The organism is Micromonospora sp. bgisy143 (assembly GCF_057708145.1).
The window spans coordinates 144,088-170,962 of sequence record NZ_JBYIRN010000002.1; the positions used below are offsets into that span (position 1 = coordinate 144,088).

Here is a 26,875-nt window from a genome sequence, read left to right on the forward strand (position 1 = left end):
CCGGTACGACGACATGCGGCTAAGCCTGACGCATCTCACGCGATGAGTCAACTGATCCCACATGTTGGTTAACGGATGGCGGCGCGTCGGCCGACGCCGCGCCGCTGACAGGCGGCATGACCTGCCCGGACCCGCCGGTCGCCCGACGCTGCGCGGGCACCGGACCGGGTCGGGCGCCCGGCGAGGTGGCCGCCTCCAGCATCGCCTCCAGGTGCTCGGCGGGCACCCCCCAGCCGAACAGCGCCCCCTGACCGAACCGGCAACCGGCGGCGACCACCGCGGCCAACTCCGTCGGCGTGGTGACGCCCTCGGCGATGACCTCCATGCCCAACTGGTGGCCCAGCCGCATGACGATGTCGACCATGGGCGCGAACGCCGGACCGTCCTGGCCCACCGGACGGACCGGCTCGTGCTCGGCCACCAGACTGTGGTCGATCTTCAGGATGTCGATGGGGAGCCGGCGTAGCTGCCCCAGGGACGAGTACCCGGCGCCGAAGTCGTCGAGCGCGATCCGGACGCCGGTCAGCCGCAGCGCCGTCAGCCGACGGATCAGCTCGTCCAGGTCGGTGGCGACCGCGTGCTCGGTGACCTCCAGCACCAGCCGCTGCGGCGGTACGTGGTGCGCGCGCAGCGCCTCGGCGACCTGGACCACGTACTCCGGGGCGTGCAGCTCGCGCGGCGAGACGTTCACCGAGACCCAGACGTCGTGCCCGTCGGCCAGCCAGCGGGAGAGCTGGTAGCAGGCCTGGTGCAGCACCCAGGCGCCGAGCGTGGAGATCATCCCGCACTCCTCGGCGAGGGGGATGAACTCGTCCGGACGGACGTTGCCCAGCTCGGGGTGGTGCCAGCGGAGCAACGCCTCGGCGCCGACCGGCCGTACCGACGGCAGCGACGCCACCGGCTGGAAGGCCAACCGCAGCTCGTCGCGGTCGATCGCGCCCCGCAGCTCGTGCTCGACCGTCGTGCGGCGACGCAGCAACTGGTCGTACGCCGCGTCGTAGCGCTCGATCCGGTTCTTGCCGCGTTGCTTGGCGTAGCGCAGCGCCAGGTCGGCGTGGCGCAGCAGCAGCTCCACGTCCGGCTCGGTGGTCCAGCCGGCCACGCCGATGCTCACGGACAGGAAGACCGGGCCCTCCGGCTGGTCGTACGGGCGGTTCAGTACCCCGAGCAGCCGCTCGGCCACCCGGTCCGCCTCGGCGGGTCGGGCCGGCATGAGCACGGCGAACTCGTCGCCGCCGAGCCGCGCCGCCACGTCGCCCGGACGCAGGTTGCCGCGCAGCCGCCGGCCCACCTCGGCCAGCACGGCGTCACCCACGTCGTGCCCACGCATGTCGTTGACGTTCTTGAAGCCGTCCAGGTCCAGCCCGAGCAGGACACACGGCGTACCCGCCGCGGCACCGTCGTGCAACGCCCGCAGCAGCCCGCGCCGGTTCGCCAACGACGTCAACGGGTCGGTGTGCGCCAGCTCACGGAAGTGCGCCTCGCGCTCGGCCAGCCGGCCGGCGTAGTCGCGGACGTCCTTGAGGGTAAGGTACTGCCGGGCCACCAGGGCGAAGCCCTCCACGCTGCCGGCGAGGATGCCCGGGGCGGTGAAGCGGCCGTCCTGGAGCAGGTGGTACATCGCCGAGGCCGCCATCGCCAGCATCGGGGCAAGAGCGTACTCGCCGTCCCGACCGACGAGGTCCAGCGCGATCTCGCCCGGCTGGTCGGCCCGGCGTACCTCGATCGCGACGGTCAGCAGCCCGGCGGCGAGCAGCGTCGCCCCGGTGAGCGCCATGGTCGGCCCGGCCTGGCAGAGCCCCGCGCTGAGGCCCAGCCCGCCGCAGCTCACCGCCGTGCTGCCGGTCGCGAGCACGGCCAGCCGGCGACGCGGCGCGGCGGCCCGGAACACGACGATCACGGCGAGGCCGGCGCCGAGCGCGGCGCTCACCGTCGTGACCAGGATCGCCGGGCAGGCCATCGGGGTGGCGGCGCCGAGCAGGCGGGTCGGCTCGGAGAAGAGCACCCAGCCGACGAACCACAGCGCCGCCGCCACGGTGACGCCGTCCAGCGCGAGCCGGGCGGTCCCCGCGGCGGTGGCGGCGACCCCCGGCAGCCGGAGCAGCCCGGCCGCGAAGGCCAGCCCGGCCACCGCCATACCGACCGCCACGGCGGTCGCCCATCCGGTCCGCTGCCCCTGCTGGTGAGCCCAGTGGTCGCTCGCCGACAGCACCGCCGCCACCCCGGCCAGCAGGCTGACCAGGGACACCCCGGCGGCCGCGGCGAGCAGCAGGTGCGCCGGTCGACGCGGCCCGGTCCGCCGCCGGGCGGCCACGGTCAGCAGCGCGGTGGCCACAGCCGCGACCAGCCCGCTCAGCGCCGCGACGGCGACCATGCCCGGGGGGAGATGCACGACAACAAGAGTGCCGGATGAGCGCACGTCGCGGGAGACCGGATGTGCATCTGTTGGGACACGCCCCTCTCCCGCAGGGCCCTTCGCGGCGGCGGTGTCATGCTGGTACGCATGCCTGAGCTGCGATCGAGGACGTCCACACACGGTCGGACGATGGCCGGCGCCCGGGCCCTCTGGCGGGCCACCGGGATGACCGACGACGATTTCGGCAAGCCGATCGTCGCCATCGCCAACAGTTTCACCCAGTTCGTGCCGGGTCACGTACACCTCAAGGACATGGGCGGCCTGGTCGCGGACGCGGTGGCCGAGGCCGGCGGCGTCGGGCGCGAGTTCAACACGATCGCGGTCGACGACGGCATCGCGATGGGGCACGGGGGCATGCTCTACTCGCTGCCCAGCCGCGAGTTGATCGCCGACGCGGTGGAGTACATGGTCAACGCGCACTGCGCGGACGCCCTGGTGTGCATCTCGAACTGCGACAAGATCACCCCAGGCATGCTGCTGGCCGCCCTGCGCCTCAACATCCCGACCGTCTTCGTCTCCGGCGGCCCGATGGAGGCCGGCAAGACGGCGGCCATCGAGGGCATCGTGCACAGCAAGATCGACCTGATCGACGCGATGATCGCCTCGTCGAACGAGGCCGTCACCGACGACCAGCTCGGCGAGATCGAGCGCTCCGCCTGCCCCACCTGCGGCTCCTGCTCCGGGATGTTCACCGCCAACTCGATGAACTGCCTCACCGAGGCCATCGGGCTCGCGCTCCCGGGCAACGGTTCGACGCTGGCCACCCACGCCGCGCGCCGGTCGCTCTTCGTCGAGGCCGGCCGGACCGTCGTGGAGATCGCCAAGCGCTGGTACGACGGCGACGACGACTCGGTCCTGCCGCGCACTGTCGCCTCCAAGGCCGCGTTCGAGAACGCCGTGGCCCTCGACGTGGCGATGGGCGGCTCCACCAACACGGTGCTGCACCTGCTCGCCGCCGCCCGCGAGGCGGAACTGGACTTCGGCGTCGCCGACATCGACGCCATCTCCCGGCGGGTGCCCTGCCTGGCGAAGGTCGCCCCGAACTCCCCGAAGTACCACATGGAGGACGTGCACCGCGCCGGCGGCATCCCCGCCATCCTCGGCGAACTGGACCGGGCCGGGCAGCTCAACCGGAACGTGCACGCCGTGCACTCCCCCTCGCTGGCCCAGTGGCTGACCGACTGGGACGTGCGCGGCGGGTCGCCGACGCCGGAGGCGGTCGAACTGTTCCACGCAGCGCCGGGCGGGGTGCGTACCGTCGAGCCCTTCTCCACCACCAACCGCTGGTCGTCCCTGGACACCGACGCCGCCGAGGGCTGCATCCGCGACCGCGAGCACGCGTACTCGGCCGACGGCGGCCTGGCCATCCTGCACGGCAACCTGGCCCCGGACGGCTGCGTCGTGAAGACCGCCGGAGTGCCGGACGACTGCCTGACCTTCCGCGGCCCGGCCAAGGTGTACGAGTCGCAGGACGACGCCGTCACCGCGATCCTCGCCAAGGAGGTCGTCGCCGGGGACGTCGTGGTGATCCGCTACGAGGGCCCCAAGGGCGGCCCCGGCATGCAGGAGATGCTCTACCCCACCTCGTTCCTCAAGGGACGCGGCCTCGGCCGGTCCTGCGCGCTGCTCACCGACGGCCGCTTCTCCGGCGGCACGTCCGGCCTCTCCATCGGGCACGCCTCCCCCGAGGCCGCCTCCGGCGGGCTGATCGCGCTGGTCCGCGAGGGCGACGAGATCGTCATCGACATCCCGGCCCGGTCGATCGAGCTGAACGTGCCCGCCGACGAGCTGGAGGCGCGGCGGGTGGCGGAGGAGAAGCGCGACAAGCCGTACACCCCGACCGACCGGCAGCGCCCGGTGTCGGCGGCGCTGCGCGCGTACGCCTCGATGGCCACCTCGGCCAGCGACGGCGCCTACCGCCGCGTCCCCGAGTAAGCCTGCTTGATCGACGCGACTTCGCCGATGTCGCGGTGTCCGCTCGACGGGATACCGCGACATCGGCGAACTCGTGTGGATCAAGGCCGCCGACAGTCCTCATAAGCACCACAGGTCGCGCAGGTCGGGAACTTGGGCGAGGAGGCGTACGCCGTCGGCGTCATGGCGATGCACGGCGCAGCCGGCGCGGGTGAAGCGCACGGTGACCGCCTGCCCCGCGTGCCGGGCGGCGAGTCGCAACAGGTCCGGCTCGGGGTCGATGACAAAACCGTACGCGCCGGAGCAGGGCACCGGTATAGGTGTCGCAGGGTCGGCCGGGACGGCCCCGGCGACAGCATCGGTCAGGCTTTCGACGCACCAAGCAAGGGCAGCGGCCAGGCTCGGCTGGTGCGGCAGGTCGTCGGGATGCGGGGGTGCATCGCGCGGTTCCACCTCGACCGACCAGCGCAGACCGTCAGCCCGCAGTGGATCGCCAGCGTTGTGCCGCAGGTCCCACACGGCCACCGCGAGGGCCAAGTCGAGGCCGAGGGCGAGTCGCAGCACCTCGGGCAGCGGCGGCGCTTCGGGGCGTGCCGCCACGACGATCAGCCGACCGGCAGGCGCGCCTCGCCCGGCGCTGCGCACGTACTCCCCGACCGGGTCGGCACCGGCCCAGGGGAGGGTGACGTACCCGTCGCGCAGGTTCCGGTCGATCTCGAACCCGCCGTCGGCGTCGGCGAGGTCTTCGGGTCGCCCGTCGAGGACGGCCGCCCATGAGCCGAGCCGGTAGCGGTCGGGAAGCTGCACGACGGGCTTGCCGCCGGGTTGGGTGGCGACCAGCGGGGCGACCTCCAGAGTGCCGGCCTGCCAGGTCAGGTGCACCACCCGGTGTCGCAGGTCAGTGACGGTGATCGACACAGTCCGATACAGACGGTGGGTGCCGCCGCAGGTGAGGCAGCGCAGCGCGGACGGGCGGAGACCGGCCCCGCAGCAGTGCGGACAGTCGGGGTCGGCCGGGTGACCACCGACCCGGCAGTCGCAGGCACGCAACCGGCTGTCTGGCTGGCAGTCGGGGCAGGGCCGCCACTCGACGGCTTCCCCCAGCCAGGGCGGAGCCGGTGGCTCGTAGCCACGCGTCAGCGGCACCCGTACGCGGCGGACCACCTGACCGGTGGGCTGCTCCGCCAGGACCTCCACCGGCTCGCCCGGGCGCAGGGTGCTGTACCACCACCGGCCGTCACGCCAGATGGCCTGCGCGCCGGGCAGGTCGTCGCCGCTGGCCGGATCAACGCAGTCGGCGAGGATCCGGCGCTCGAGCTGATCGACGTCGACGGCAGCGACGGCGAGCGGGCGCGGCGAGTCTGGTCGCAGCCTCCGGGCGGGCACGGCCAGGCCACGCTCGGTGAGGCCGGTCAGCGCGCCGGCCACGTCACAGCGGGACAGGGCCTCCGCCAGGCTGAGGTACCAGCCGGTCGTGCCGACCGGCACGGGGGTGCCGGGCACCTCGTACCGGATGTCCCACCCGAAACCCGCACCCTGCCGGCGGGCCTCGACGACCAGGTCGAGCAGCAGCAGATCGGCCAGCGCGCAGAGCCGGGCCAGCCGAGCGGCCGGGTCGACCACAGGCACGGCCACGGACCGGCCCAGCACCAACCGCCAGGGCGCGTGATCGGCCCGCAGGATGGCCTCGGCCTCCAACTCGTGCCGCCGCGCGGCCGGCAACTCGGGTCGCCACTCGGCGGTCAGCCACAGCGACGGCAGGTCGGTCTCCGACACGATCGCGCCGACGTCGGCGGCGAGGTCACGTACCCGATCGGCCAGGTCGACCACCCACGCGCCCGCCGGGTCGCGGCGGGGTTCGAGGCCGCCGGGCACGACCTGGTGGGACGCGACCGCGCCGGTGTCCAGGTTGGCGACGGAGACCACGAGCTGCGCCCGCCGCCGGCCGCGCCGACCACAGCGGTGACAGGGGTACGCGACGCTGCCCGCGCCGCGACACTGCTCGCAGTTCCGGTACGCCTCCCGGCGTGGCCCGAGCACGTCGTCAGCGGCGACGAGAAACCGATCGCCGTAGGTGGTGCACCGGCACGGTTCCAGCGTGAAGGTCATCCCGTCGCAGTCGGGGCAGGTGACGACGGGGTTCACCCGCGCCGCCGGGCCGCGCAGCCACCGTCGTGGTCCACCCGCCGCACGCACCGCCGGCCGCCGTCGAGCGGCAGGTCGCAGAAGACCCGATGGCGTAGGCCCTGGGCGTCCTCGGCGGACACGGTGGTCTCCCCCGGGTCCACCTCGGACAGGAAGCTCAGCGAGCGGGCCAGGGTGCCGGCGAAGTGCTGGGCGGCCGGCAGGTCGGCGGCGGTGAACGGCAGATGCGCCACCCACCGGGCGCTCACCGGCGGGCCGCCAGATGACGGAGAAATGCGCGCACGAGGCAGCACCACCCTTCCTCGTAATTGTTCGACGTTCGGCGGCGCGGGAATTGCGCGTCCATCGCCCTTGTCGGACCAATCTTGTAAGGTCGGAAGCACCATCGCAATGAATGTCGACCCACACTGTTCCGCTATTTGTGCGCAACATTCCTCTGTTGCAGTACGGCTGTCGGGATGTTGCAAAACTCAACAGGAAGGAGAGCCGGGTGACCGATGACATGGGCTCGACGGTGCCCCGACGCCAGCTCGGCAGGGCGCTGCGTGACCTGCGCACCGAGGCGGGGGCGACCCTCGACGCGGTCGCCGAGGCGCTGGAGTGCAGCCGCCAGAAGGTGTGGCGGATCGAGAGCGGGCTCGGCTCGGTGCGCGGCGTCGACGTCCGAGCGATGTGCGAGCTGTACGGGGCGACGGGCGAGCTGACCCGGGCGCTCATCTCCCTGGCCGGCGAGACGAGAGCGAAGGGCTGGTGGCACGCGTACGGCGATGCCGTCCCCGAATGGTTCGAGCTGTACGTGGGCCTCGAATCCGCTGCGTCGAAACTCCGCTTCTACAAGAACAGTCTCGTGCCCGGCATCCTTCAGAGCCGGGACTACGCCCGAGGCATCTACCGCATCGACCAGCCCGACATGACCGACGACGACCGGGAGCGCGCAGTCGACCTTCGCCTGCAACGACAGTCCCTGCTGACCCGTCGCCTGCCACGGGCTCCGCAGGTGCAGGTGGTGCTCTGCGAGTCGGTCCTGCTCCGGCCGGTTGGCGACGCCGAGACCATGGCCGGGCAACTCCACAACTTGTTACGACTGTCCCGCTTGCCGAACGTCTCGATACGCGTGTTGCCGCTGACCGCAGGGCCGCATCACGGCACTGTGGCGGGCGAGTTCGTACTCCTTGACTTCCCGCTCGGAAACCGAACCACCCCCGAGCCTCCGTTGGTTTACAGCGAGGCGATTACCGGCGCGCTCTACCTCGACCGGCCTCACGAGTTCGCGACCTACGAGAAGGTCTGGTCGAGCCTGCTCTCACTCACTCTCGATGAGGGACAATCGTTCCAACTGATCAATAAGATCATCGGGGAGGTTCACCGTGGTTGACCTGACCGGCGCCCACTGGCGCAAGAGCACCCGCAGCGCGGGCAACGGTGGCGAGTGTATCGAGGTCGCCGACAACCTGCCCGGTGTGGTCGCCGTACGCGACAGCAAGGACCCGCACGGCCCGGCTCTCGCCTTCACTCCCGCCGCCTGGGCCACCTTCGTCCAAGCGACCGTCACCTTCCGCTGAGGCTTCGGTGGGTGTCCCCAGCCGCCGCAGGGAACACCCACCGACTCCATAGCCGCGGACAGGCACGCCGCAGCGCCGCCCGGTAAGCGGGAACTCACCTCAGCGCGCCAGCACCTCAACACCCACCCCCGACCCTCGAATGCATCAAGATCCGAGCAACTTCCCTGCTGTTGCTGCCTGCGGCGGGCGCGAGGCAGCAACAACCCTGATGTTGCGCGGATCGACTGAGGGAGCTTCCCGATTAAGGTGGCCCGGATCGTCACCTACGACTCGCGTCCAGCTTTCCGGCGTTCAATCGCCCTCCACACTGAAATCGGAGGCATGAAACGGACGCCAGCACCTGTGAGCAGCGGGGCTGCGCCCCACCTTCATCTCCGATAGTGTCCGTCCGACCACGCAAACGTGAACTCGTTGCGCGATCGGCAGACGGAGGCGGCATGGCCAGCATCGAGGAAGTCAAGGCGGCGCTGATGCAGGCCGCCGAACAGGGCAACGTCTCGGTCAACCAGATCCGCGCCGCCGCCGAGAACACCGAGCAGATGCTGGCCCGGCTACGCGCCATCGCCGCCGGCACCGGACACCCGACAATCGCCGAAGCCATCGCCCGGGGCGAGCAGAGCAAACAGCGTCTGGCCGAGGCCATGACCCTGGTGCAGGGCAGCGCGGAAGCGGCACGCCGCTACATCGCCGTGCTCGGCTGAACACCCAACCGCCACGATGAGCGTCGGCGAGGTCAAGGAAGCCCTTCGTGCGGCCATCGAAGCGGCCCTCCACGGCAGGGACACCTTCGATCGGGCATCCGCCGGGGCGAACGCAGCGAGCGCGGCCGCAGAAGCCATCCTCAACGGCAGCCAAAACGAGGACGTGAGCGCCGCTCAGCAGGCACTCCACACCGCGAGGGCCGAGGTTGAGCCGACCCGCCGCCGATTCGTCAACATCGCGGAACACACAACTCGATACCTTAATCAACTCGGATGAGCGGCAGCATCGGCGAACTCGTCGCGCGGCTTCTCGCCGTACGCGGGCAACTCGACGCCGCCGCCGTCAGGGCCTTACGCGCCCGCGCGGACGCGGAGCATGCCTTGGCCCTCCTGAAGGATGTCCGGCGGGGTAGCAGCGACCCGCAGTTGCGGGAGGCCGCCACCGATGCCGAGGTGGCCCGGGACAAATCCGAGCGCTATGCCCGCCTCCTGTCCAAAGCGTCCCGGCACATCACCCTCTACATCAACACCATCGCCCCCGGCGCCGCGACATCCGGGCCAGACGATGTCGCATCACCGTCGGGCGAACGGCTGGTGGAGGAAGCCGAAGGCCGCAGCAGCAAGGCAGAGGCGTTCCTCCGTCGTCACGTCAAGAAGGCGGACGACTCCGAGGACACTCTCAAGCAGACCGAGCAGTCGGTCACCGCCGGCCTTCGCGCACTACAGAAGAGTCTGAAGGGCTCGGGGTCGACTGGCAGCACGACGTCGACCTCCGCAAACCCCGGCACGCCGGCTGATCGTCCCCAGTTGGAGCACCCCGTCACATCAGTCATCATGGCTGCTGGCGCGGTCGTCGTAGGACTTCGAGGGGTCTGGAACATGGCAAAGAAGCGCCGCGAAAGGAAGCGAGCTGATGAGCAGCCCTGAGATGGTCGACTACATCCGGACGATGATCAGAGGTGACCACGAGGCCAACGATCGGGCCGAGGCCCGCCTTGACGAGCTTGGCTGGGATGGTTTTCCGACCCTGCTGGGCGCTGTCTTCTACTTCGCGGTCAACCGACGCTTCGACGAGCAGACCGCCCCTGGTGAGATCGTGCGGTTCGTGGCCGACATGCGGGCAAGCACACCGGCCGACACACCAGAGATCGACGCCAACGCGGCCGAGCGGCTAATCCACGCTGCACTGAACCCGGACATCGAGACAAACATCGATCCGGAGATGGCCGGACGAGTCCAGGGTCTGGTGATCTTGCAGATTCTGGGTCACGGTGCTGCCACCTCGGACGAAGATCTGGACGCGCTCCTCGCCGAGGCGGCAGACCTCGCCAGCCGGGTGTGAGCTGCTCTTGAGGGCGAAGGCGGAGTTCGGCGACCTGATCCGCGCCATGGCGAGGCGTGAATGGGGCGCGGTGCACCAACTCTTGGACGGGTTGGAGACTTCCGGCTGGCGTGGTGGTACCCAGGTGATCGGCGCTGCGTTCGCTATCGCGGTCAACGACCGCTTCGCCACCGACCACTCCCCAGCCGAGGTCGCCCGCTTTGTCACCGAGACGTGCACACAGTTCCCCGGAGCCCAGTCGCTGCCCACTCTGCAGATGGAAGGTCTCGTCCGCGCGGCCCTCGGCGAAGTCGGCCTCATCGACAATCTCAACTCAGAGACAGCGCTCCAGATGCAGATCGTCTTCCTCGGCAAGCTGCTTCAGGACCGCGACCCCAACGAGGCGCAGTTGGAGGAGTTCGTCGCGGACGTGCAGCGGACAGCCGCCGAATACCTCTAACCCCGCGCCCTGAAGCGAGGTCGTCAGTAGTACTCGCGGATGTAGCCGAGTGCGCGCTCGTACACGTCGTTGTCGCGGATCTTGAATTTCGTCCAGAGCGTCTTGCGGAGGGACTGCTGGACGAGGCGGTCTCCCTCGCGGGTGTCCTGCCAGCCGGTAAACCGCACCGCTCGAACGACCTCGTCGACCTCGTCGACGATCTTCTCGGCGATGATCGGCGTTCCGTTGCCCTTGAGTGACTGAAACAGCTCCGTCAACGCCGCCCTGCCCTGGTCCTCGCGGGGCACCTCGGCGGCGGCCTTCTCTGCGGCCACGGTATCCCGGGCGAGAGCGAACAGCTCCTTGAGGAAGTCCAGGCTGGCCTGCTGGGAGTGGACGTACTTCTCCCGCAGGGCAGTCAACCGCTTGCCGAGTTCGATGAAGACAGGATTACCGATGTGCCTGGCGATACGGGCGGTAATCCACTTCTCGACCTCGACCGGGTCGACGTCCTTCCGCCGGCCCGTCATGAGGTCTTCGATCACCTGGGCGTCGAGGACGATCATGTCGAGGTCGCTGCGGGGCACCTCGACCGTGACGTGCTCGTTTATGAGTTCCAGCGTCTTGGCGCCAAGGGTGTGCCACACCAGCCGACCGGCGATGTCCGGCGGCCGAACCGACTCGTACACATCGGTGAGCCACCGGTAGTCGGTGGCATGAGTCGAGAGGATCGGGTCCGGGCTGAGGGTCTCCCAGAGTTGGGCGACGACGCTGAAGGCTGCCGCGAAGTGGTCGCGTGCATCGTCACTGCTGATCGCGGTTTGAGCGGCGATGAGCCCCTCATAACCGCCCACGGTCCGGTCGACGCCGGGAAAGAAAGCTAATGCGGTCTCGATGGCCGGTCCGAGCTGAGTTCGCAGCACGTCGATGTTGCTGATGACCTGCTGGACGCTCTTCTCGTCGAAGGCGAACGCCTTGGCGACGTCGTCGAAGATGCCCAGGTAGTCGACGATCAGCCCATGCGTCTTGGTTGGCGGGTAGACCCGGTTGGTGCGGGTGATCGCCTGGAGCAGGTTGTGCTCCTTGAGCGGCTTGTCGAGGTACTGCGCATACAGGATCGGCGCGTCGAAGCCGGTGAGCAGCTTGGCCGTCACGATGATGATTTTCAGTGGGTCGGCCGGGTCGTTAAACCGGGCAGTGATGCGCTCCAGCTCGTCCCGGCCGGGAGTGTATTCCTTCCACTCTTTCGAGTCACCGGCGCTCATCACGACGGTCGACGCGTCCGGTCCGAGGATCTTGTCGAGTTCCGCCTTGTATGCGACGCAGGTCGCCTTGTCGTAGACGACCACCTGCGCCTTGAGCCCTTGCGGCTCGACCTTGGTGCGGAAGTGTTCGGCGATGTCCGCGGCAATCCTGCGAACCCGCTCGTCGGCCTTGATCAGCACCTCTAGCGAGGCGGCCCGCTTCGACAGCGTCGTCTTGTCGGCCTCGGTGAGCCGGTGCTGCTCAGCCAGCTCGGCGAAGGCGGCATCGATCGCGGCCGCGTCGAGGTGGATTTCCGACAGGCGCGGCTCGAAGTGCAGCGGCAGCGTCGCCCCGTCTCGGATCGAATCCTGGAACGAGTACCGGGAGAGATAGCCACCCTCATCCTGCGTAGACCCGAACCACATGAAGGTGTTGCGGTCTCGCCTGTTGATGGGGGTACCGGTCAAGCCGAAGATGAAGGAGTTCGGCAGGGCCTCGCGCATCTTGCGCCCGTAGTCGCCCTCCTGGGACCGGTGGGCCTCGTCAACCATGACGATGACGTTGTCGCGGTCATCCAGCACCCCGGGCGCTTCACCGAATTTGTGCACGGTGGTGATGATGACCTTGCGAGCGCCGGCTTTGAGGAGCACTTGCAACTCCTTGCGGCTGTCGGTCGAGACGAGGTTCGGTACGTCCGAGGCGTTGAAGGTACCGGTGATCTGGGTGTCCAGATCGATCCGGTCCACCACGATGATCACTGTGGGGTTCGTCAGGCCGGCCGTCGCGCGCAACTTCTGCGCGGTGAACACCATGAGCAGCGACTTGCCCGAACCCTGAAAGTGCCAGATCAGGCCCTGCTTGATCTCGCCGTGCAACACCCGCTCGACGATGAGGTTCGTCGCCTGGAACTGTTGGAAACGCGCAATGATCTTGATTTTCCGGTGCTTCTTGTCGGTGGCGAACACCGTAAAGAACCGCAGGAAGTCCAGTACCGCCGCCGGCGACAGCACGCCCTTCACGGCCTCGCGCACCACCGCTAAACCGATCCGCGCCGGTGCGTCGTCGTCGGTCTCTTCCCGCCACGGCCCCCACAGGTCGACCGGCATACCGACCGAGCCGTACCGGAATTCCTTGCCCTCGGTGGCGAAGCTGAACACGTTGGGGACGAAGAACGCCGGGACGTTGACCTCGTAGTCCTCATTGATCTGCGCCGCCGCGTCGATCCATGTATATGCCGGCCGGACCGGCGACTTTGCCTCACCGACGACCAGCGGAAAACCGTTGCACCACACCACCAGGTCGAAGCGACGCTCGACCTGCCCGACTCGATACGTCACCTCCGTGGAGACGATCCACTGGTTGGCGCTCGGCTCGGGATTATCGAGGTCGATGAGCCGGATGGTGACGTGCTCTCCGGCCGGGCCGAACGGCATCGACTTCTGCCCGGTCAGCCACGCGGCGAACTGCTCGTTTGCCACCACGGGATTCGGCGTACGCCGAGCGGTCAGAATGACCGCCCGCAGGTGGTAGATCACCTCGTCGGCCAGCCGAGGGTCGGCCTCGATAACCGGGTTCAACCGCTTCAGGGCCTCCTTGACTGACCCGTCCAGCAGCACCTCGTCCTCCCGACGCGGCAGCTCCTTGCCGGGCACGAATTGGATGTCGGGCGACTTAACAAGGTCCCGCACGAAGTCTCGAACGGTCCTGCCCTCGGCGAACTGAGCCATCACTCTCCTCCGAAGACGTCAGTGAGGAGGGAGGACCGCATGCCCCGCGTGGCAGTGAGCTCCTCGTGACCTGTCGCCAACATTTCTCCAATGGATTTCATCATATCGACAACTGCCTGCTGTTCGACCATCGATGGACAAGGCATCTGCATTGCTGAGAAACGGACTGCAGTGAGGTGGGCCATGGAAGTTGTCCTGTTGGCGACTTCAGCAAAGTTCCCGAGGTGGAAACAACGACGAAACCAGGCAAGAGCGAATTCGGGAATCAGGTCAGGGCCTGCCCGGAAACGAAGCAGTGTCTTCTGCATGTAGCAGTCGGGAATCTCGCCCCGAAACATCGCACAGCGGCCGACGAGCTCGATGCTCTGCCCTTCGTTGAGCAACACGTCGCCGGGCTCCAGCCGGAACCGCTCGGCGCCGGAATCACTGAAGTCCATACTGGCCACATCATCCAGGTTCAGATGGTTATCCCCAACGTTAGCAACCCGGAGATACGGGCGCACTTTTGAACCCGTCCGATATTTTGGATGCAGTTGCTGGCCCAGTTGAACGTCGCCCAACTCAGCGACCGTGACGTAAGGCCAATGCGAACTAAAAGCGTCTTTCAACAGCTCCACCTCCGCCGCCTGACCAGCTTCCAGCAGGGCAAGGCCCGACTTTTGTGTGGCCTCTACCGCCCACAAGAGATCAGCAAGACGCCTCTGCTCGTCGAGGGGGGGCAGGGTGAACTCCATGGCAGCCAGTGGGCGCCAATTCAAGAACTTGTTTACGGAACCGGAGAAATTGGCTCGGAAATACCCTTGCACGGCTTGAGAGCTCAGGAGCCAGGGAATGAATCGCTGATCCAGAACGTCCGGGTCGATCGTCCGGAGAACGAAAAGCTTTTCGCCGGTGACACCGCGACGATCGACGACTCCAATCTTCTCAATACCGCGCGAGTGAAGAAGAACGTCACCCGCCCTGAATAGCCTTCTGAAAGTCGGCGGAAAATCCTCATCGGCCGTCGATCCATATCGACGGATCGGTAGGTATCTACGGTCAATATGAGGACCAGCAACATATGGCAGCGTGCCATCTCTGTTCGGATCGAAGTAATCATTATGATTCTTGACCACCTCACCGAGGGTGATTCGCTTCCATGCAGACTTGTCTAACTTAAAGGTCACCGTCCCACCTCCTGGCGGACGCAGGAAAGCGCCTTATTGATTGCAATGTCCGTCTTACGTGCAGTCAACCGCCATGCCTCAATTGATTCGACCACGCTCAAGCCCACCCGGTCGATCCTTGCTTTCACACCAGCCGCGTAATGCTGAATCGCGAGATTGTACTGATTGCTGGCAATATGGTCGATGCCAACAACGGCGGCGAAATTGCCATCCCCACTGAATGATTCGTACGCTGCAAGGATCCTAAGCTGATGCTGCTCGCGGAGGTACGACTGACCTTGCTCGCGGGCAACTTCATTTACCCCGTTTATAAAAAGAACCCGGCCACGCCGCTCGGCGGGCTTATTGGCGCGCAGTGTGACGACCACAGCTTCCATGGGCGAATTGTAGAAAAGACCTGCTCCGAGCCCGATAACGGCTTCAAGCATATCCGATTTTACCAATTTTTCCCGTAGTCCGCTCTCCTCATGACGGAACAGAACGCCATGAGGAAAGAGGATTGCGGCCCGCCCCCTATTGGGATCGAGGCTGGCGGCGATGTGCTGGAAGAAGGCATAGTCCGCGCGGCCCTGCGGCGGAACGCCCCACATGTTGCGACCGTAAGGATCGTTGATGAACGCGCTTCGGTTCCACGCCTTGATGGAGTACGGCGGGTTGGCAAGCACCACATCGAAGGTGCGCAGCCGGGCACCGTCGAGGAAGGCTGGCTTGGTGAGCGTGTCGCCGTGCGCGACGTCTCCGTCGGCGATGCCGTGCAGGAACAGGTTCATCCGGGCGATGGCCGACGTCCCGTAGTTCAGTTCCTGCCCGTACAGGCGCAGGTTGCGCCACTCCTTGCCCTGCCGGCGCAGCTCGGCGGCCGTGGAGATGAGCATCCCCCCGGTGCCGCAGGTCGGGTCGTAGATCGACTCTCCTGGCTCAGGCTTGAGCATCATCGTCATCAGGTGGACGAGGGTGCGGTTGGTGTAGAACTCCTGCGCGGTGTGGCCCGAGTCGTCGGCGAACTTCTTGATCAGGTACTCGTACCCCTGGCCAAGTTCGTCCTCGGGGAGGTTGGCCACCGAGAGCGTCTTGGTGGAGAAATGCTCGACGAGTTCCTTGAGGGTCCGGTCGGGCAGCAGATTCTTGTTGCCCCAGTCGCCGTCACCGAAGACGCCGGTGAGGGTATCCGGGTTGGCCGACTCAATCGCCCGCATGGCAGCAAGGATCACCGCACCGACATTGCTGCCGGCCTCGCGGACGTCCTGCCAGTGAGCGCCGTCAGGAATGGCGAAGCGGTGGTTCTCCGGCAGATCGGCCAACTCGTCGTCACCGTAGATGGCCAGTGCAGCGGAGTGTTCCTCGTCGTACACGTCGGAGAGGCGCTTGAGGAAGACCAACGGGAAGATGTACTGCTTGTAGTCCCCGGCATCGATGAGGCCGCGCAGCACGACGGCTGCGCCCCACAGGTAGGACTCCAGCTCGCGCTGGGTAATGCGGGCGTTCACGCCGTCACCACGCTCGGGCTCAGGCCCCACTTGGCAAGTTCGACTTCTAGCGCGGCGCGGGTCTCGCGGGAGGCGGCGTGGGCCACTTCGAGGTCAGTCAGGGCCTGCTCCAGCGTCCGGTGTTCGCCGTCGTCGACGGGTGCGACGTACAGCGGGATGTTCAGGTTGAAGGTGTTGTTCTTGATGTCGTCAAGCGTGGCGACCGCCGCCAGGCCGGGTGCGTCGGCGAATGTCTGAACGGTGCGCAGCAGGGTGTCGAGGTGCTCGGGTTCGAGACTGTTCTGGTTACGGCCGCGCTTGAACAGCGTTCCGCCGTTGACGAAGAGCACCTTGCCTTGGCGATCGTCGGCCTTGCGGCGGCGCAGGATCAGCACGCACGCGGCCAGGCCGGTGCCGTAGAAGAGGTTGGGCGCCAGACCGATTACGGCCTCGACCAGGTCGGTCTTCAGGATGAACTCGCGGATGCGCCCCTCAGCGCCCTGACGGAACAGCGCGCCCTGCGGGAGCACGACGGCGACTCGACCCGTGCCGGGCGCTGCTGAGGTGATCATGTGCTGGACCCAGGCCCAGTCTGCGTACCCCTTGGGCGGCACGCCTCCGAGCCGGTTACGTCCCCACTGGTCGGTGCTCCACGCCACCTCGCCCCAGTTCTTGAGCGAGAACGGCGGGTTCGCAATCACGCAGTCGAACTGCGTGAGGCGCGGGCCGGTGAAGAACGCGGGAGCGCGGAGGGTGTCGTCATGAGCGATGTCGAAGTCGTCGACACCGTGCAGCAAAAGGTTCATCTTGGCGAGTCCGGAGGTGGCGAGCACCTTCTCCTGGCCGTAGATCTTGCCCAAGAGGGTCTGCGGTCGGCCGCCCTGGCGCTTCACATGCTCGATGACCTCGATGAGCATGCCGCCTGTGCCGCAGGCCGGGTCGTAGACCGTCTCGCCCTCCTGCGGGTCGAGGATGTCGACGAGCAGTCGCACCACCGAGCGTGGCGTGTAGTACTCACCGGCCTTCTTGTTGGACTGGTCAGCGAACCGCTTGATGAGGTACTCGTACGCCTGCCCGAACACGTCCGGCGGGACGGCCGCGTTGCTCAGCGTCCGCGTCGAGAAGTGCTCGATGAGGTCACGCAGCTTGGCGTCGGGCAGCTTGTCCTTGTTCGTCCAGGCCGCGCTGCCGAAGATGCCGTACAGCACGTCCGGGTTGACCTTCTCTATTGCCCGGAAGGCGGTCACCAGAGCCTGACCGATGTTCTCGGTGCGCGCGCGTACGTCTTCCCAGAGGCTGCCGATGGGGATACCGAAGCGGTGGTTCTCGGCGAACGAGGCGTACTCGTGGTCGCCATCTGACTCCGCCAGCGCGCGCTGGTACTCCTCGGTATAGACGTCGCTGATCCGCTTGAAGAACATCAGCGGGAAGATGTAAGCCTTGAAGTCCGCCTGGTCGATGCTTCCGCGCAGCAGATCCGCCGCCCTGGCGAGATACTGCTCCAACTCCGGCAGGGTGAGCGGGATGGGCAGCGTGTCACGGGCGGCGGCGGAAGCCCGTGCATAACGATCAGTCATGCGCGGTCCGGTCATAGGTCATGCTTGGTGCTGTCTCCTCGTGCGCGACGGTCAGGTATCCGTACCGCCATCACCGTAGTCGCCACTTGCCGCACAAGGGTTCCCAGCATCAGGCGATTTCCGTCTGCCACAGGGCACCGGCACGCCACCACCTGATCCCACCCAAAGAGCAGCAGCAGTCGGTTACCGGACAGAACCACCAACAAGGGCCGAACCGGCGACGCCCGCATCTCCGTCCGGCAACCCCTGCTCAACCTAGGCGGCTTCCCCTGACAACCGACCGGTCCACTCTCTTGGTCGAGCATGCGTCCGTCGATCACCCACCAGGGGAGGCCGGAGCGCGCGTACCGCCGCCCGGGCTTGACCGGCGGTGCGTTCGACGAGCGGCGGGTCTGCAGGAGACTCCTCGGTCAGACCCTCTGTTCGCCCGGGTGGGCCGTCGCGGAGAGCGCGACCGCGCGGGCGTGCCGGATCGCGGCCGGGGTGTCGGCGAAGACCAGCCCTTCGCGGCGCAGGTCGTCGACCACGCCGAGGGTGGCCAGGACCTGGTCGTGGGCGGCGGTGATGCCGGAGAGCAGGACGGTGATCCCGCGTCCCCGTAGCCGCCGGATCGCGTCACCGAGGACGTGCGCGCCGCTGGCGTCCATGGTGGTCACCCGGGACATCCGCAGGATGACGACGCGGACGTCGGCGACCTCGGACAGTTCGAGCAGAAACGTGTGGGCCGCGGCGAAGAAGAGCGGCCCGTCCAGCCGGTACGCGACGATGTGTTCGGTAAGCAGCGCGTACTCCTCGGCGCTGTGTTCCCCGGGGTCGAGGGGCACCTGTTCCAGCCGGGCGCTGCGGGCGACCGCGCGCAGGGCGAGCACCACGGCGACGCCGACGCCGACCGCGACGGCGGTGACGAGGTCCCACATCACGGTGACGGCGAAGGTGAGCACCAGCACGAGCGCGTCGCCCCGGGTGGCCCGCGCCAACGCCCACAGCGAGCCGGCCTCCACCATCCGGACCGTGGTCGCCAGCAGCACCCCGGCCAGGGCGGCGAGCGGGATCCGGCCCACCAACGGTGCGGCGACCAGCACGATCGCCGCGAGGGCGACGGCGTGGGTGAGGGCCGCCAGCTTCGAGGCCGCTCCGGCGCGGACGTTGACCGCCGTACGGGCGATGGCTGCGGTCGCGGGAATGCCGCCGAAGAGCGGGGCCGCGAGGTTGGCCAGCCCCTGACCGAACAGCTCCCGGTCCGGGTCGTGCCGTTCGCCGACGGTCATGCCATCGGCGACCGTCGCGGAGAGCAGGCTCTCCAGGGCGGCGAGCGCGGCCACGGCGAGCGCGCTGGGCAGCAGCACGCCGAGCGCCCCGAGGTCGAGGAAGCCGAGCGAGGGCGTGGGCAGGCCCTGCGGCAACGCGCCGATCCGCACCAGTTCGACCGGGGTGACCTCGGCGAGGACCGTGGCGGCGGCCACGCCGAGCAGCGAGAACGGCAGGCCGGGCCGCCAGCGGGCGCCGAGCAGCATCAGCGCCGCCACGGCGAGGGCCACCGCGAGTGCGGCCGGCTTCGGGTGTACGACGAAACGGGCGACCGCGTCGGCGGCGACGGCCCAGACCTTCTCCCCGTGTGCGTCGGTGACACCGAGCGCGGCAGGCACCTGTTGCAGGGCGATGACCACGGCGATGCCGGCGGTGAAACCCTCCAGCACCGGGGTGGGCAGGTAGCGGACGTATCCTCCGAGGCGGGCCACGGCGAACGCGATGAGCAGCAGGCCGGCCATCACCCCGACCATGAGCACGCCGGTCGCCCCGAACTGCTGCACCACCGGCACCAGCACCACGGTCATCGCCCCGGTCGGCCCGGAGACCTGGAGGTTGGAGCCTCCGAACACGGCGGCCACCGCGCCGGCGACCACGGCGGTGATCAGCCCGGCCTGGGCGCCCAGCCCGGAGGTGACGCCGAACGCCAGGGCCAGTGGCAGCGCCACCACCGCCACGGTGAGCCCGGCCAGCAGGTCCCGGCGCGGTGATCGGTGGACGGCCGCCCAGTCGGCCCGGCCGGGTAGCAACCCGAGAAGCCGCGCACGGACGACAGGGACGACGCCGCTCACCTGTCCCCGCCGGTGGCGCGCAGCTCGTCGAGGAGTCCGTCCCGATCGGTGAGGACCGCCCCGAGGATGCGCCGACCGGCGGCCAACAGGTCGGCCACGTCGGGGGTGCTGAGCGCGTACATGACGAGGGGACCGTCGCGGTGCGAGGTGACCATTCCGGTGCGGCGCAGCACGGCGAGTTGCTGGGAGAGGTTCGATGCCTCGACATCGATTGCGGCGAGCAGGTCGCGTACCGGCTTCGGACCGTCCTGGAGAAGCTCCAGCACCCGGATGCGCACCGGATGCCCGAGAGTACGGAACAGTTCCGCCTTGGCCTGGTACAGCGGCACCGACATGAACACCCTCCCCCTCGACACGAATACTTTATCACTTGAAGAAGTCTTCAACTGCTGTCATGGGCGCGCAGGGCTCCGGGCCATCCTCGCCATTGAGGATGATCGTGCTTGAACGTGGAAGTAGTGGCCTCCTCGTCGACAGGAGGCCACTACTTCATGGATCGAGCGCGATCGTGGAATGTCAGGCGATGTCGTTCACGCAGCGCAGCACCGGGCGCGACGTCAGCGCGTCGGCGTCCAGCGCGGCCTCGGACCGCACCGTGAACGTGGCCGACTCACCCGGTAGCAGCGTGACCAGGGCCTCGTCGACGGATGCCGAGGCGTCCAGCCGGTCCGGGAAGAGGGTCAGGTCGCGCAGCACCGTGCGCGCGGTCACCCGAACCCGCTGGCCACCCTCGACCGGCTCGACCGTCGCGTCCCAGGCCGCCGCCGGCCAGTCGACCTCCCGATCCTCGGCGAAGAGCCACAGCGCACGCTCCGCCGTGTCGCCGGCCTCCGCGACCAGCAGCTCACGGCGGCTCTCGTCCGGCCGCGCCAGCTCCGCCGGCAGCGCCAGCACCACCGAGGAGTACGGCGGGACGTCGAGGTCGACCGAGGTCTTCGCCCTCGGCTCCCCGGTGAGGGTGACCCGGGTGACCGTGGCCGGCGCGGTCCACGCCTCGGCCGTCTCGTTGACGGCCACCAGGGCCAGCCCGCCGTCGCGGGGTTGCACGGTGAGCAGCCGGTCGGCGTACGCGTGGCGCAGCGCGTACCACAGGGGTTTGCGGCGGCCGTCGCCGTCGACGGCCGACCAGGAGGTCACCGGCCAGCAGTCGTTGAGCTGCCAGACGATCGTGCCGGCGCAGACGTCGCGGTGGGAGCGGAAGTGCTCCACGCCGAGCTGGATGGCCCGCGCCTGGTTGAGCTGCGTGAGGTAGTGCCAGTCGTCGAAGTCGGCCGGTACCGGCAGGTGGGCGTCGAGGCCGCGCCGGAGTTTGGCGTCACCGCCGACCGCCTTCTGGTGGTGGGCCATGCCCGGTGAGTCGGGCGCGAGCGGTTCGTCGCTGAGTGCCCGCCGCAGGGTGGCGTACGCGGGTGGGCCCTGGTAGCCGAACTCGGCCACGAAGCGCGGCACGTACTCCCGGTATTTCGTGTAGTCGTCGGTGTTCCACACGTCCCAGATGTGGGTCGTGCCGTGCGCCGGGTCGTTGGGGTGGATCGCCTCGGTGCCCGACCAGGGGCTGCCCGGCCAGTACGGGCGGGTCGGGTCCAGCTCGCCGACGATGCGTGGCAGCACGTCGAGGTAGTAGCCGCGCCCCCAGGTGCGCCCCGCGAGGGGTTCCTGCCAGTCCCAGTCGTGCCAGCCCCAGATGTTCTCGTTGTTGCCGGTCCAAAGCACCAGCGACGGGTGCGGCGTCAGGCGGGTCACCTGCTCGGCGGCCTCGGCCGCCACCTCGGTGGCGAACGGCTCCTCCTCGGGGTACGCGGCGCAGGCGAAGAGGAAGTCCTGTTGGACGAGCAGGCCGCGTTCGTCGGCGAGGTCGTAGAAGTCCGCCGACTCGTACCGGCCGCCGCCCCAGACGCGCAGCAGGTTGACGTTGGCGGCGGCGGCCTGGTCGAACCGCTCGGCGAGCCGCGCGCGGGTGATCCGGGTGGGGAACGTGTCGTCGGGGATCCAGTTGACGCCCCGGACGAAGACCGGCACGTCGTTGACCGAGAGCACGAACGGGGTGCCGTGCGCGTCGGGGGTGGTGTCCAGCCGGACGGAACGGAAGCCGATCCGCCGGTCCCAGGTGTCCAGGGTGTCCCCGCCCGGCGCGTGCAGGCTCACCTCGAGCAGGTGGCGGGCCTGCTCGCCGTACCCCCTGGGCCACCAGAGCGCGGGCTCGCGGACGGCGAGGGTCAGCACGGCCGTGCGCTGGCCGGTCTCGACGACCGTCTCGGCGCGGACGCCGCCGATGGTGGCCCGGACGGTCAGCGGGACGTCGGCGGCCCGTTCGACCTCGACGTGCAGCTCGACCCGGCCGTCGCGGCCGTCGAGGGTGACCAGCGGGCGGACGGTGGCCAGCCGGGCGGTGGACCAGGCGTGCAGGCCGATGTCCTGCCAGATGCCGGCGGTGACCAGTGTCGGTCCCCAGTCCCAGCCGAAGTTGCAGGCCATCTTGCGGACGAACTGGAAGGGCTCCGGGTACGCGTTGGGTCGGTCGCCGAGCCGGTCCCGTTGCGCCTCGGCGTAGCGGTAGACGGAGTCGAACGCGACGGTCAGCTCGTTGTCACCGGCGCGCAGCAGCGCCCGGACGTCGAACCGGTAGCCCCGGTGCATGTTCTCGGTGCGGCCGACGTCGGCCCCGTTGACGCTGACGGTGGCGACGGTGTCCAGGCCGGCACAGACCAGGTCGACCCGGTCGTGGTGGCCGGCCGGCGGTCGGAACGTCGTCCGGTAGCGCCAGTCGGTGCGGCCGATCCAGGCGAGGGACAGCTCGTTGTCGTCGAGGTACGGGTCGGGGATCAGCCCGGCGTCGAGCAGGTCGGTGTGGACACACCCGGGCACGGTCGCCGGCATGGTCCGGTCGGCGATCTCCGACGGCACCTCCGCCCCCGAGGTCGCGCGCAGCGTCCAGCCGTCGTGCAGGGCCTGTCGGCTCACGATTCACCGCACCTTCGTGATCGAGACGTTAGCTGAACCGGATAAGCTCAGCCACCGTACGATCCGACCTCTGGGGTGTCAAAGCCCCTGAACGGCTAAGGAGCACGCCGGTGAAGCGGCCGACCATCGCGGACGTCGCCCGACGCGCGGGGGTGTCCAAGGGCGCCGTGTCGTACGCGCTGAACGGGCAGCCCGGCGTCTCCGAGGCCACCCGGCAGCGCATTCTCGCCATCGCCACCGAGATCGGGTTCAGTCCCAGCAGCGCCGCGCGGGCGTTGTCCGCGGCCACCGCCAAGGCCGTCGGCCTGGCCCTGTGCCGGCCGGCACGGACGCTGGGCGTCGAGCCGTTCTTCATGGCGCTGATCAGTGGCGTGGAGGCCGAACTGTCGGCCCGCTCGTACGCGCTGACGTTGCAGGTGGTGGCCGACCACGACGCCGAGATCGCGGTCTACCGGCGGTGGTGGGGCGAGCGTCGGGTGGACGGGGTGCTCGTCTGCGACCTGCGCACCGACGATCAGCGCATCCCCGCCCTGGAGCAGCTGCGCCTGCCGGCGGTGGTCATCGGCGGGCCGGGCGGCACCGGGGAGCTGGCCAGCCTCTTCTCGGACGACGCGGCGGCGCTGACCGAGGCGGTGGAGTACCTGGTCGCGCTCGGACACCGCCGGATCGCCCGGGTCGGCGGCCTGCCCGACCTGCGGCACACCGAGATCCGTACCGAGGCCTTCACGGCGGTGTGCCGGCGTCTCGGTCTGGCCGAGGCGGTCACCGTCTTCTCCGACTACACCGGCGAGGAGGGCGGGCGGGCCACCCGCCGGTTGCTCAGCGCCAACCCCCGGCCGACCGCGGTCATCTACGACAACGACGTGATGGCCATCGCGGGGCTGTCGGTGGCCCAGGAGATGGGGCTGACCGTGCCCACCGACCTGTCCATCGTGGCCTGGGACGACTCGCCGCTGTGCCGGCTGGTGCACCCGCCGTTGACGGCGCTGGGCCGCGACATCTCCGCGTACGGCGCGCACGCGGCCCGCCACCTGCTCGGCGTCATCGCGGGCGAGCCGGCGACGCGGGTACGCGACGAGACCCCGCAGTTGACGCCGCGCGGCAGCACCGCACCGCCCGGGCAGAGGTGAACCGGTTCATTAACGGTACGCCGAGGGGAACTCCTCGAAGTACGCCTCGACGCGCTCGGCGGTGGCCGGTCGGGACAGCGCGAAGCCCTGCCCGTACCGGCAGCCGGCCCGGTGCGCCCCCTCGACCTGGATCGGCGACTCCAACCCCTCGGCGACGATCTCCACGCCCAACCGCTCACCGACGTTGACCACCACGTCGATCAGCGGCGGCTGCCCCGTCGGCTCCGCCCCGACCAGGTCGGGCCCCACCTTGAGCAGGTCGATCGGCAGCCGGCGCAGGTGGGCCAACGAGGCGTGTTCGGGCCGGAAGTCGTCGAGCGCGGTGCGTACGCCCAGGGACCGCAGACCCGCCAGCCGGGCGACCACCGTCGACAGGTCGGCGGCGACCCTCGGCTCGGCCACCTCCACCACCAGGCGCTCCGGCGGCACCCCGTACGCGGCCAGGACCGCCGCGGCGCGCTGCACGAAGTCGGGCGTGGTCAGTTCCCGGGTGGTCACGTTGACGGCCATCCACAGCTCCCGGGAGCCCGCCGACCAGGCGGCCAACTGCCGGCAGGCCCGGTCCAGCACCCACCACTCCAACTCGCCGACCAGATCCAGATCCTCGGCGACCGGCAGCAGCTCGGCCGGGAGCACCGTACCGAGCACCGGGCTACGCCAGCGCAGCAGCGCCTCGGCGCCCACCGGCTGCCGGTCGGTCAGGTCGAGCACCGGCTGGTAGACCAGGTCCAGTTCGCCCCGGGCGACCGCGCCGGGCAGCTCGCGTTCCAGGTCGAGCCGACGGACCAACTGCTCCTCCAGGAACGCGTCGTACCACTCGACCCGGTCCCGGCCGAGCTGCACCGCCCGCCGCCGGGCCAGCTCGGCCTGGCGGAGCACGTCGGCCGGTTGCGCGCCACCCACCTCGGCCAGCCCGATGCTCGCCTGCACCCGCAGCACCGACCCGGCCAGCCGGTACGGCGAGGTGAGCGTGCCCAACAGCCGGGTGCCCAGCGCGTACGCCAGCACCGGCCCGGCGCCGGTGACCACCGCGAAGCCGGGGCCGGCGCAGGTGGTCACCAGGTCGCCGGGTGCGACGACCGCCCGGGCCCGCAGGGCCGCCTCGGCGAGCGCGTCCTCGCGGGCCACCGGGCCCAGCCCTTCGATGCCGTGCAACTCCACCAGCAGCAGCGCCCCGGCCGGCGCGGGCACGTCGCCGATCGCGGCGAGGGCCGCGAGCAGGGCGGACCGGTCCCCCGGTCCGTCGCCGGTCGGGCCGACGCCCGGGCCGGACCAGGCGACACCCGAGTCGGGCCAGGTCGGGTCGACGTCGGCCGCGGGAGCCCACGACTCCGCTGTCGCGGCCTGCCACGGCGGTTGCTGCTCCCGGCCGTGGATCGTGTGGTCGGCGGCCCGACGGTGCGCGGCGGGCCGCTCGGTGCCGCCCTCGGCACCCCCACGCAGCAGTTCCCGCAGGACCAGGGGCGGCACCGCCGCCAGGGCGAGCAGCAGGCTCGTCCGGTCCGGGGTGCGGCCGGAACCGAGGTGCAGGCCCGCCGCGAGCAGCAGCACCGACGCCGGGAGCACCGCCCGTGGCCAGGTCGTGGTGGGCGGACCGGGCGGCCGCGTCGCGCCGGCCGTGGTGACCGCCGATGTCGCGCCGAGCGCGGTCAGCAGCATGCCGAGCACCAGCGGCGGCACGGCGACGAGGGACGCGCGCCCGGTCGACGCGGGCGGGAGGATCGTCAGCAGCGCCAGCCCGGCCAGGGTGAGCAGGACGCCGCCCCGGCAGGTCGGGTGGCCCGGGTGCCGTCCGGTGCCGGTGAACGCGCCGAGCGCGGCGATGCCCAACCCCGCCAGCACCGCCGCGCCGACCAGCCGGGCCGGGGCGGGGAGCGCGTCGACGGGCAGGAGCAACCAGCCGGCGAGGGTCAGACCGACCGTCGGGCCGGTCGCCTCGACCAGCTCCCGCAGTCGGGCCGGCGCGGAGGGCCGCGCCGGGAGCCCACGCAGCCCGGCCACGGACAGCACCGCGACGGCAAGCGATCCGAGCAGCGCGACCACGCGTTGCCCGGCGTCGACAAGCGGCTGCACGGCCGCGACCCAGCCGGCCGCCACCACCGCCGCGTCGAGCGCGATCGTCGGCAACCGCCACGAGGCGCCGGTCGGTGGTGCGGTGGGACGGCCGGCGGCCAGCCGGGAGAGTCGGACGCCGGCGAGGGTGGCGCCCGCGCCACCGGCCAGCGCGATCACCACCGGGGTCGGGACCAGCCCGGCCGCGCCGGCGAGCACGAGCAGCGCCACGGCCGTGGACACGGCGGCCTCCGGGGCCGCCCGGCGGGGGACGAGAAAACGGAACGGGTACGCGAGGAGCACGGCGGTCGCCTTCGTGAGGGGGCACGGGGCGGTGCGGCGGTGCGGGTGGTGCGGTGGTGGTGCGGGACGGCGGATGTTGCGAGTCCGCTGCCCAACACTGGGAAACGACCGGTGACGAAATTGGTTACGCGTCGGTCATCGGCACGAAGCAGTGACCCCTGTCACTGTACGGCGTCCGGCCGGCGTGACGCCGCCCGCCGCGACCCCCGCCGACCAGGGGTGGGATCATCGCAGGGTGAGTACGCCCGACACGATCCGCTTCCGGTTCAACCAAGCCATCCTGGCCGCCGCCGTCATCGCCTTCATCGGCGCGCTGCCGCTGGCGAACGCCCGGGCGTACCTGCTGCCGGTGCTGCTCGTCCCGCTCGGCGTCGGGGTGTGGGCCTGGCGGGCCGGCACCGACGCCGACCCTCGGGAGCTGCGCCTGCGGGCGCTGTTCGGGCAACGCCGGATCGGCTGGGAGCACGTCGTCGAGTTCGCCACCGACGCACGCGGCCGGGCCGTCGCCCGCCTCGACGACGGCCAGCAGGTCGTCCTGCCGGCGGTACGCGGCACGGACCTGCCCCGGCTGGTCTCGGCCACCGGCCAGACCCTGCCGGACGAGGCAGCCGGGACGCCCGGCGCGTAACCCACTTCGGGACCGCCCGGCGG

At 69.6% G+C, this 26,875-nt stretch carries 21 protein-coding genes; 10 read left to right on the forward strand and 11 right to left on the reverse strand.

Annotation, left to right across the window (positions count from 1 at the left end):
• Positions 1-19: 19 nt before the first annotated feature.
• Positions 20-2,374, reverse strand: coding sequence for a putative bifunctional diguanylate cyclase/phosphodiesterase (locus AC3EN4_RS03605; RefSeq protein ID WP_435204848.1), 2,355 nt, complete (start codon positions 2,372-2,374; stop codon positions 20-22).
• 129 nt (positions 2,375-2,503) lie between these two features.
• Here AC3EN4_RS03605 and ilvD point away from each other — a divergent pair, with 129 nt between their 5' ends.
• The gene (gene ilvD / locus AC3EN4_RS03610; protein ID WP_422738699.1) at positions 2,504-4,351 is read left to right on the forward strand and encodes a dihydroxy-acid dehydratase; all 1,848 of its coding nucleotides are present in this window, start codon (positions 2,504-2,506) and stop codon (positions 4,349-4,351) included.
• A 99-nt stretch (positions 4,352-4,450) separates the two neighbouring features.
• Here the strand turns inward: ilvD and AC3EN4_RS03615 are convergent, their stop codons facing one another.
• Positions 4,451-6,439 carry a hypothetical protein gene (locus AC3EN4_RS03615; protein ID WP_435204492.1) on the reverse strand — a complete coding sequence of 663 codons (1,989 nt, stop codon included), beginning with the start codon at positions 6,437-6,439 and terminating at the stop codon, positions 4,451-4,453.
• Between the two features lie 32 nt (positions 6,440-6,471).
• Entirely contained in the window at positions 6,472-6,723 is a 252-nt protein-coding gene (locus AC3EN4_RS03620) for a hypothetical protein (RefSeq protein ID WP_435204493.1), read from the reverse strand.
• Positions 6,724-6,965: 242 nt separating this feature from the next.
• Between AC3EN4_RS03620 and AC3EN4_RS03625 the strand changes: the two genes are divergently transcribed.
• From AC3EN4_RS03625 to AC3EN4_RS03655, 7 genes are all read left to right on the forward strand, one after another.
• A complete protein-coding gene (locus tag AC3EN4_RS03625; protein ID WP_435204494.1) occupies positions 6,966-7,850 on the forward strand; it encodes a helix-turn-helix domain-containing protein in 885 nt (294 codons plus the stop codon).
• Complete coding sequence (locus AC3EN4_RS03630; RefSeq protein ID WP_435204495.1) at positions 7,843-8,037, forward strand: DUF397 domain-containing protein; 195 nt, start codon at positions 7,843-7,845, stop codon at positions 8,035-8,037. The genes AC3EN4_RS03625 and AC3EN4_RS03630 overlap by 8 nt, the downstream gene beginning before the upstream one ends.
• 437 nt (positions 8,038-8,474) lie before the next feature.
• A complete protein-coding gene (locus AC3EN4_RS03635; protein WP_435204496.1) occupies positions 8,475-8,738 on the forward strand; it encodes a hypothetical protein in 264 nt (87 codons plus the stop codon).
• A 16-nt stretch (positions 8,739-8,754) separates the two neighbouring features.
• Positions 8,755-9,015, forward strand: a complete 261-nt coding sequence (locus tag AC3EN4_RS03640) for a hypothetical protein (RefSeq protein WP_435204497.1) — start codon at positions 8,755-8,757, stop codon at positions 9,013-9,015.
• Entirely contained in the window at positions 9,012-9,665 is a 654-nt protein-coding gene (locus AC3EN4_RS03645; protein ID WP_435204498.1) for a hypothetical protein, read from the forward strand. Before AC3EN4_RS03640 ends, AC3EN4_RS03645 begins: the two co-directional genes overlap by 4 nt.
• Positions 9,652-10,080: a hypothetical protein gene (locus AC3EN4_RS03650; RefSeq protein WP_435204499.1), complete on the forward strand. Its 429-nt coding sequence runs from the start codon at positions 9,652-9,654 to the stop codon at positions 10,078-10,080. Before AC3EN4_RS03645 ends, AC3EN4_RS03650 begins: the two co-directional genes overlap by 14 nt.
• A 7-nt stretch (positions 10,081-10,087) precedes the next feature.
• Positions 10,088-10,519, forward strand: a complete 432-nt coding sequence (locus AC3EN4_RS03655) for a hypothetical protein (RefSeq protein WP_435204500.1) — start codon at positions 10,088-10,090, stop codon at positions 10,517-10,519.
• Positions 10,520-10,542: 23 nt separating this feature from the next.
• Here the strand turns inward: AC3EN4_RS03655 and AC3EN4_RS03660 are convergent, their stop codons facing one another.
• From AC3EN4_RS03660 to AC3EN4_RS03690, 7 genes are all read right to left on the reverse strand, one after another.
• Complete coding sequence (locus tag AC3EN4_RS03660; protein ID WP_435204501.1) at positions 10,543-13,470, reverse strand: type I restriction endonuclease subunit R; 2,928 nt, start codon at positions 13,468-13,470, stop codon at positions 10,543-10,545.
• Positions 13,470-14,636: a restriction endonuclease subunit S domain-containing protein gene (locus AC3EN4_RS03665; protein ID WP_435204502.1), complete on the reverse strand. Its 1,167-nt coding sequence runs from the start codon at positions 14,634-14,636 to the stop codon at positions 13,470-13,472. The genes AC3EN4_RS03660 and AC3EN4_RS03665 overlap by 1 nt, the downstream gene beginning before the upstream one ends.
• Positions 14,633-16,123, reverse strand: coding sequence for a type I restriction-modification system subunit M (locus tag AC3EN4_RS03670; protein WP_435204503.1), 1,491 nt, complete (start codon positions 16,121-16,123; stop codon positions 14,633-14,635). The genes AC3EN4_RS03665 and AC3EN4_RS03670 overlap by 4 nt, the downstream gene beginning before the upstream one ends.
• A complete protein-coding gene (locus tag AC3EN4_RS03675) occupies positions 16,120-17,694 on the reverse strand; it encodes a type I restriction-modification system subunit M (protein ID WP_435204504.1) in 1,575 nt (524 codons plus the stop codon). The genes AC3EN4_RS03670 and AC3EN4_RS03675 overlap by 4 nt, the downstream gene beginning before the upstream one ends.
• A gap of 395 nt (positions 17,695-18,089) precedes the next feature.
• Complete coding sequence (locus AC3EN4_RS03680) at positions 18,090-19,778, reverse strand: SulP family inorganic anion transporter (protein ID WP_435204505.1); 1,689 nt, start codon at positions 19,776-19,778, stop codon at positions 18,090-18,092.
• The gene (locus AC3EN4_RS03685; protein WP_435204506.1) at positions 19,775-20,113 is read right to left on the reverse strand and encodes an ArsR/SmtB family transcription factor; all 339 of its coding nucleotides are present in this window, start codon (positions 20,111-20,113) and stop codon (positions 19,775-19,777) included. The genes AC3EN4_RS03680 and AC3EN4_RS03685 overlap by 4 nt, the downstream gene beginning before the upstream one ends.
• A gap of 181 nt (positions 20,114-20,294) precedes the next feature.
• Complete coding sequence (locus AC3EN4_RS03690; protein WP_435204507.1) at positions 20,295-22,739, reverse strand: glycoside hydrolase family 2 protein; 2,445 nt, start codon at positions 22,737-22,739, stop codon at positions 20,295-20,297.
• A gap of 110 nt (positions 22,740-22,849) precedes the next feature.
• Here AC3EN4_RS03690 and AC3EN4_RS03695 point away from each other — a divergent pair, with 110 nt between their 5' ends.
• A complete protein-coding gene (locus AC3EN4_RS03695) occupies positions 22,850-23,869 on the forward strand; it encodes a LacI family DNA-binding transcriptional regulator (protein ID WP_435204508.1) in 1,020 nt (339 codons plus the stop codon).
• A 9-nt stretch (positions 23,870-23,878) separates the two neighbouring features.
• Here the strand turns inward: AC3EN4_RS03695 and AC3EN4_RS03700 are convergent, their stop codons facing one another.
• On the reverse strand, positions 23,879-26,224 hold the full coding sequence (locus AC3EN4_RS03700) for an EAL domain-containing protein (RefSeq protein WP_435204509.1): 2,346 nt from the start codon (positions 26,222-26,224) through the stop codon (positions 23,879-23,881).
• 235 nt (positions 26,225-26,459) lie between these two features.
• Here AC3EN4_RS03700 and AC3EN4_RS03705 point away from each other — a divergent pair, with 235 nt between their 5' ends.
• Complete coding sequence (locus tag AC3EN4_RS03705; RefSeq protein ID WP_435204510.1) at positions 26,460-26,852, forward strand: PH domain-containing protein; 393 nt, start codon at positions 26,460-26,462, stop codon at positions 26,850-26,852.
• Positions 26,853-26,875: the final 23 nt, after the last annotated feature.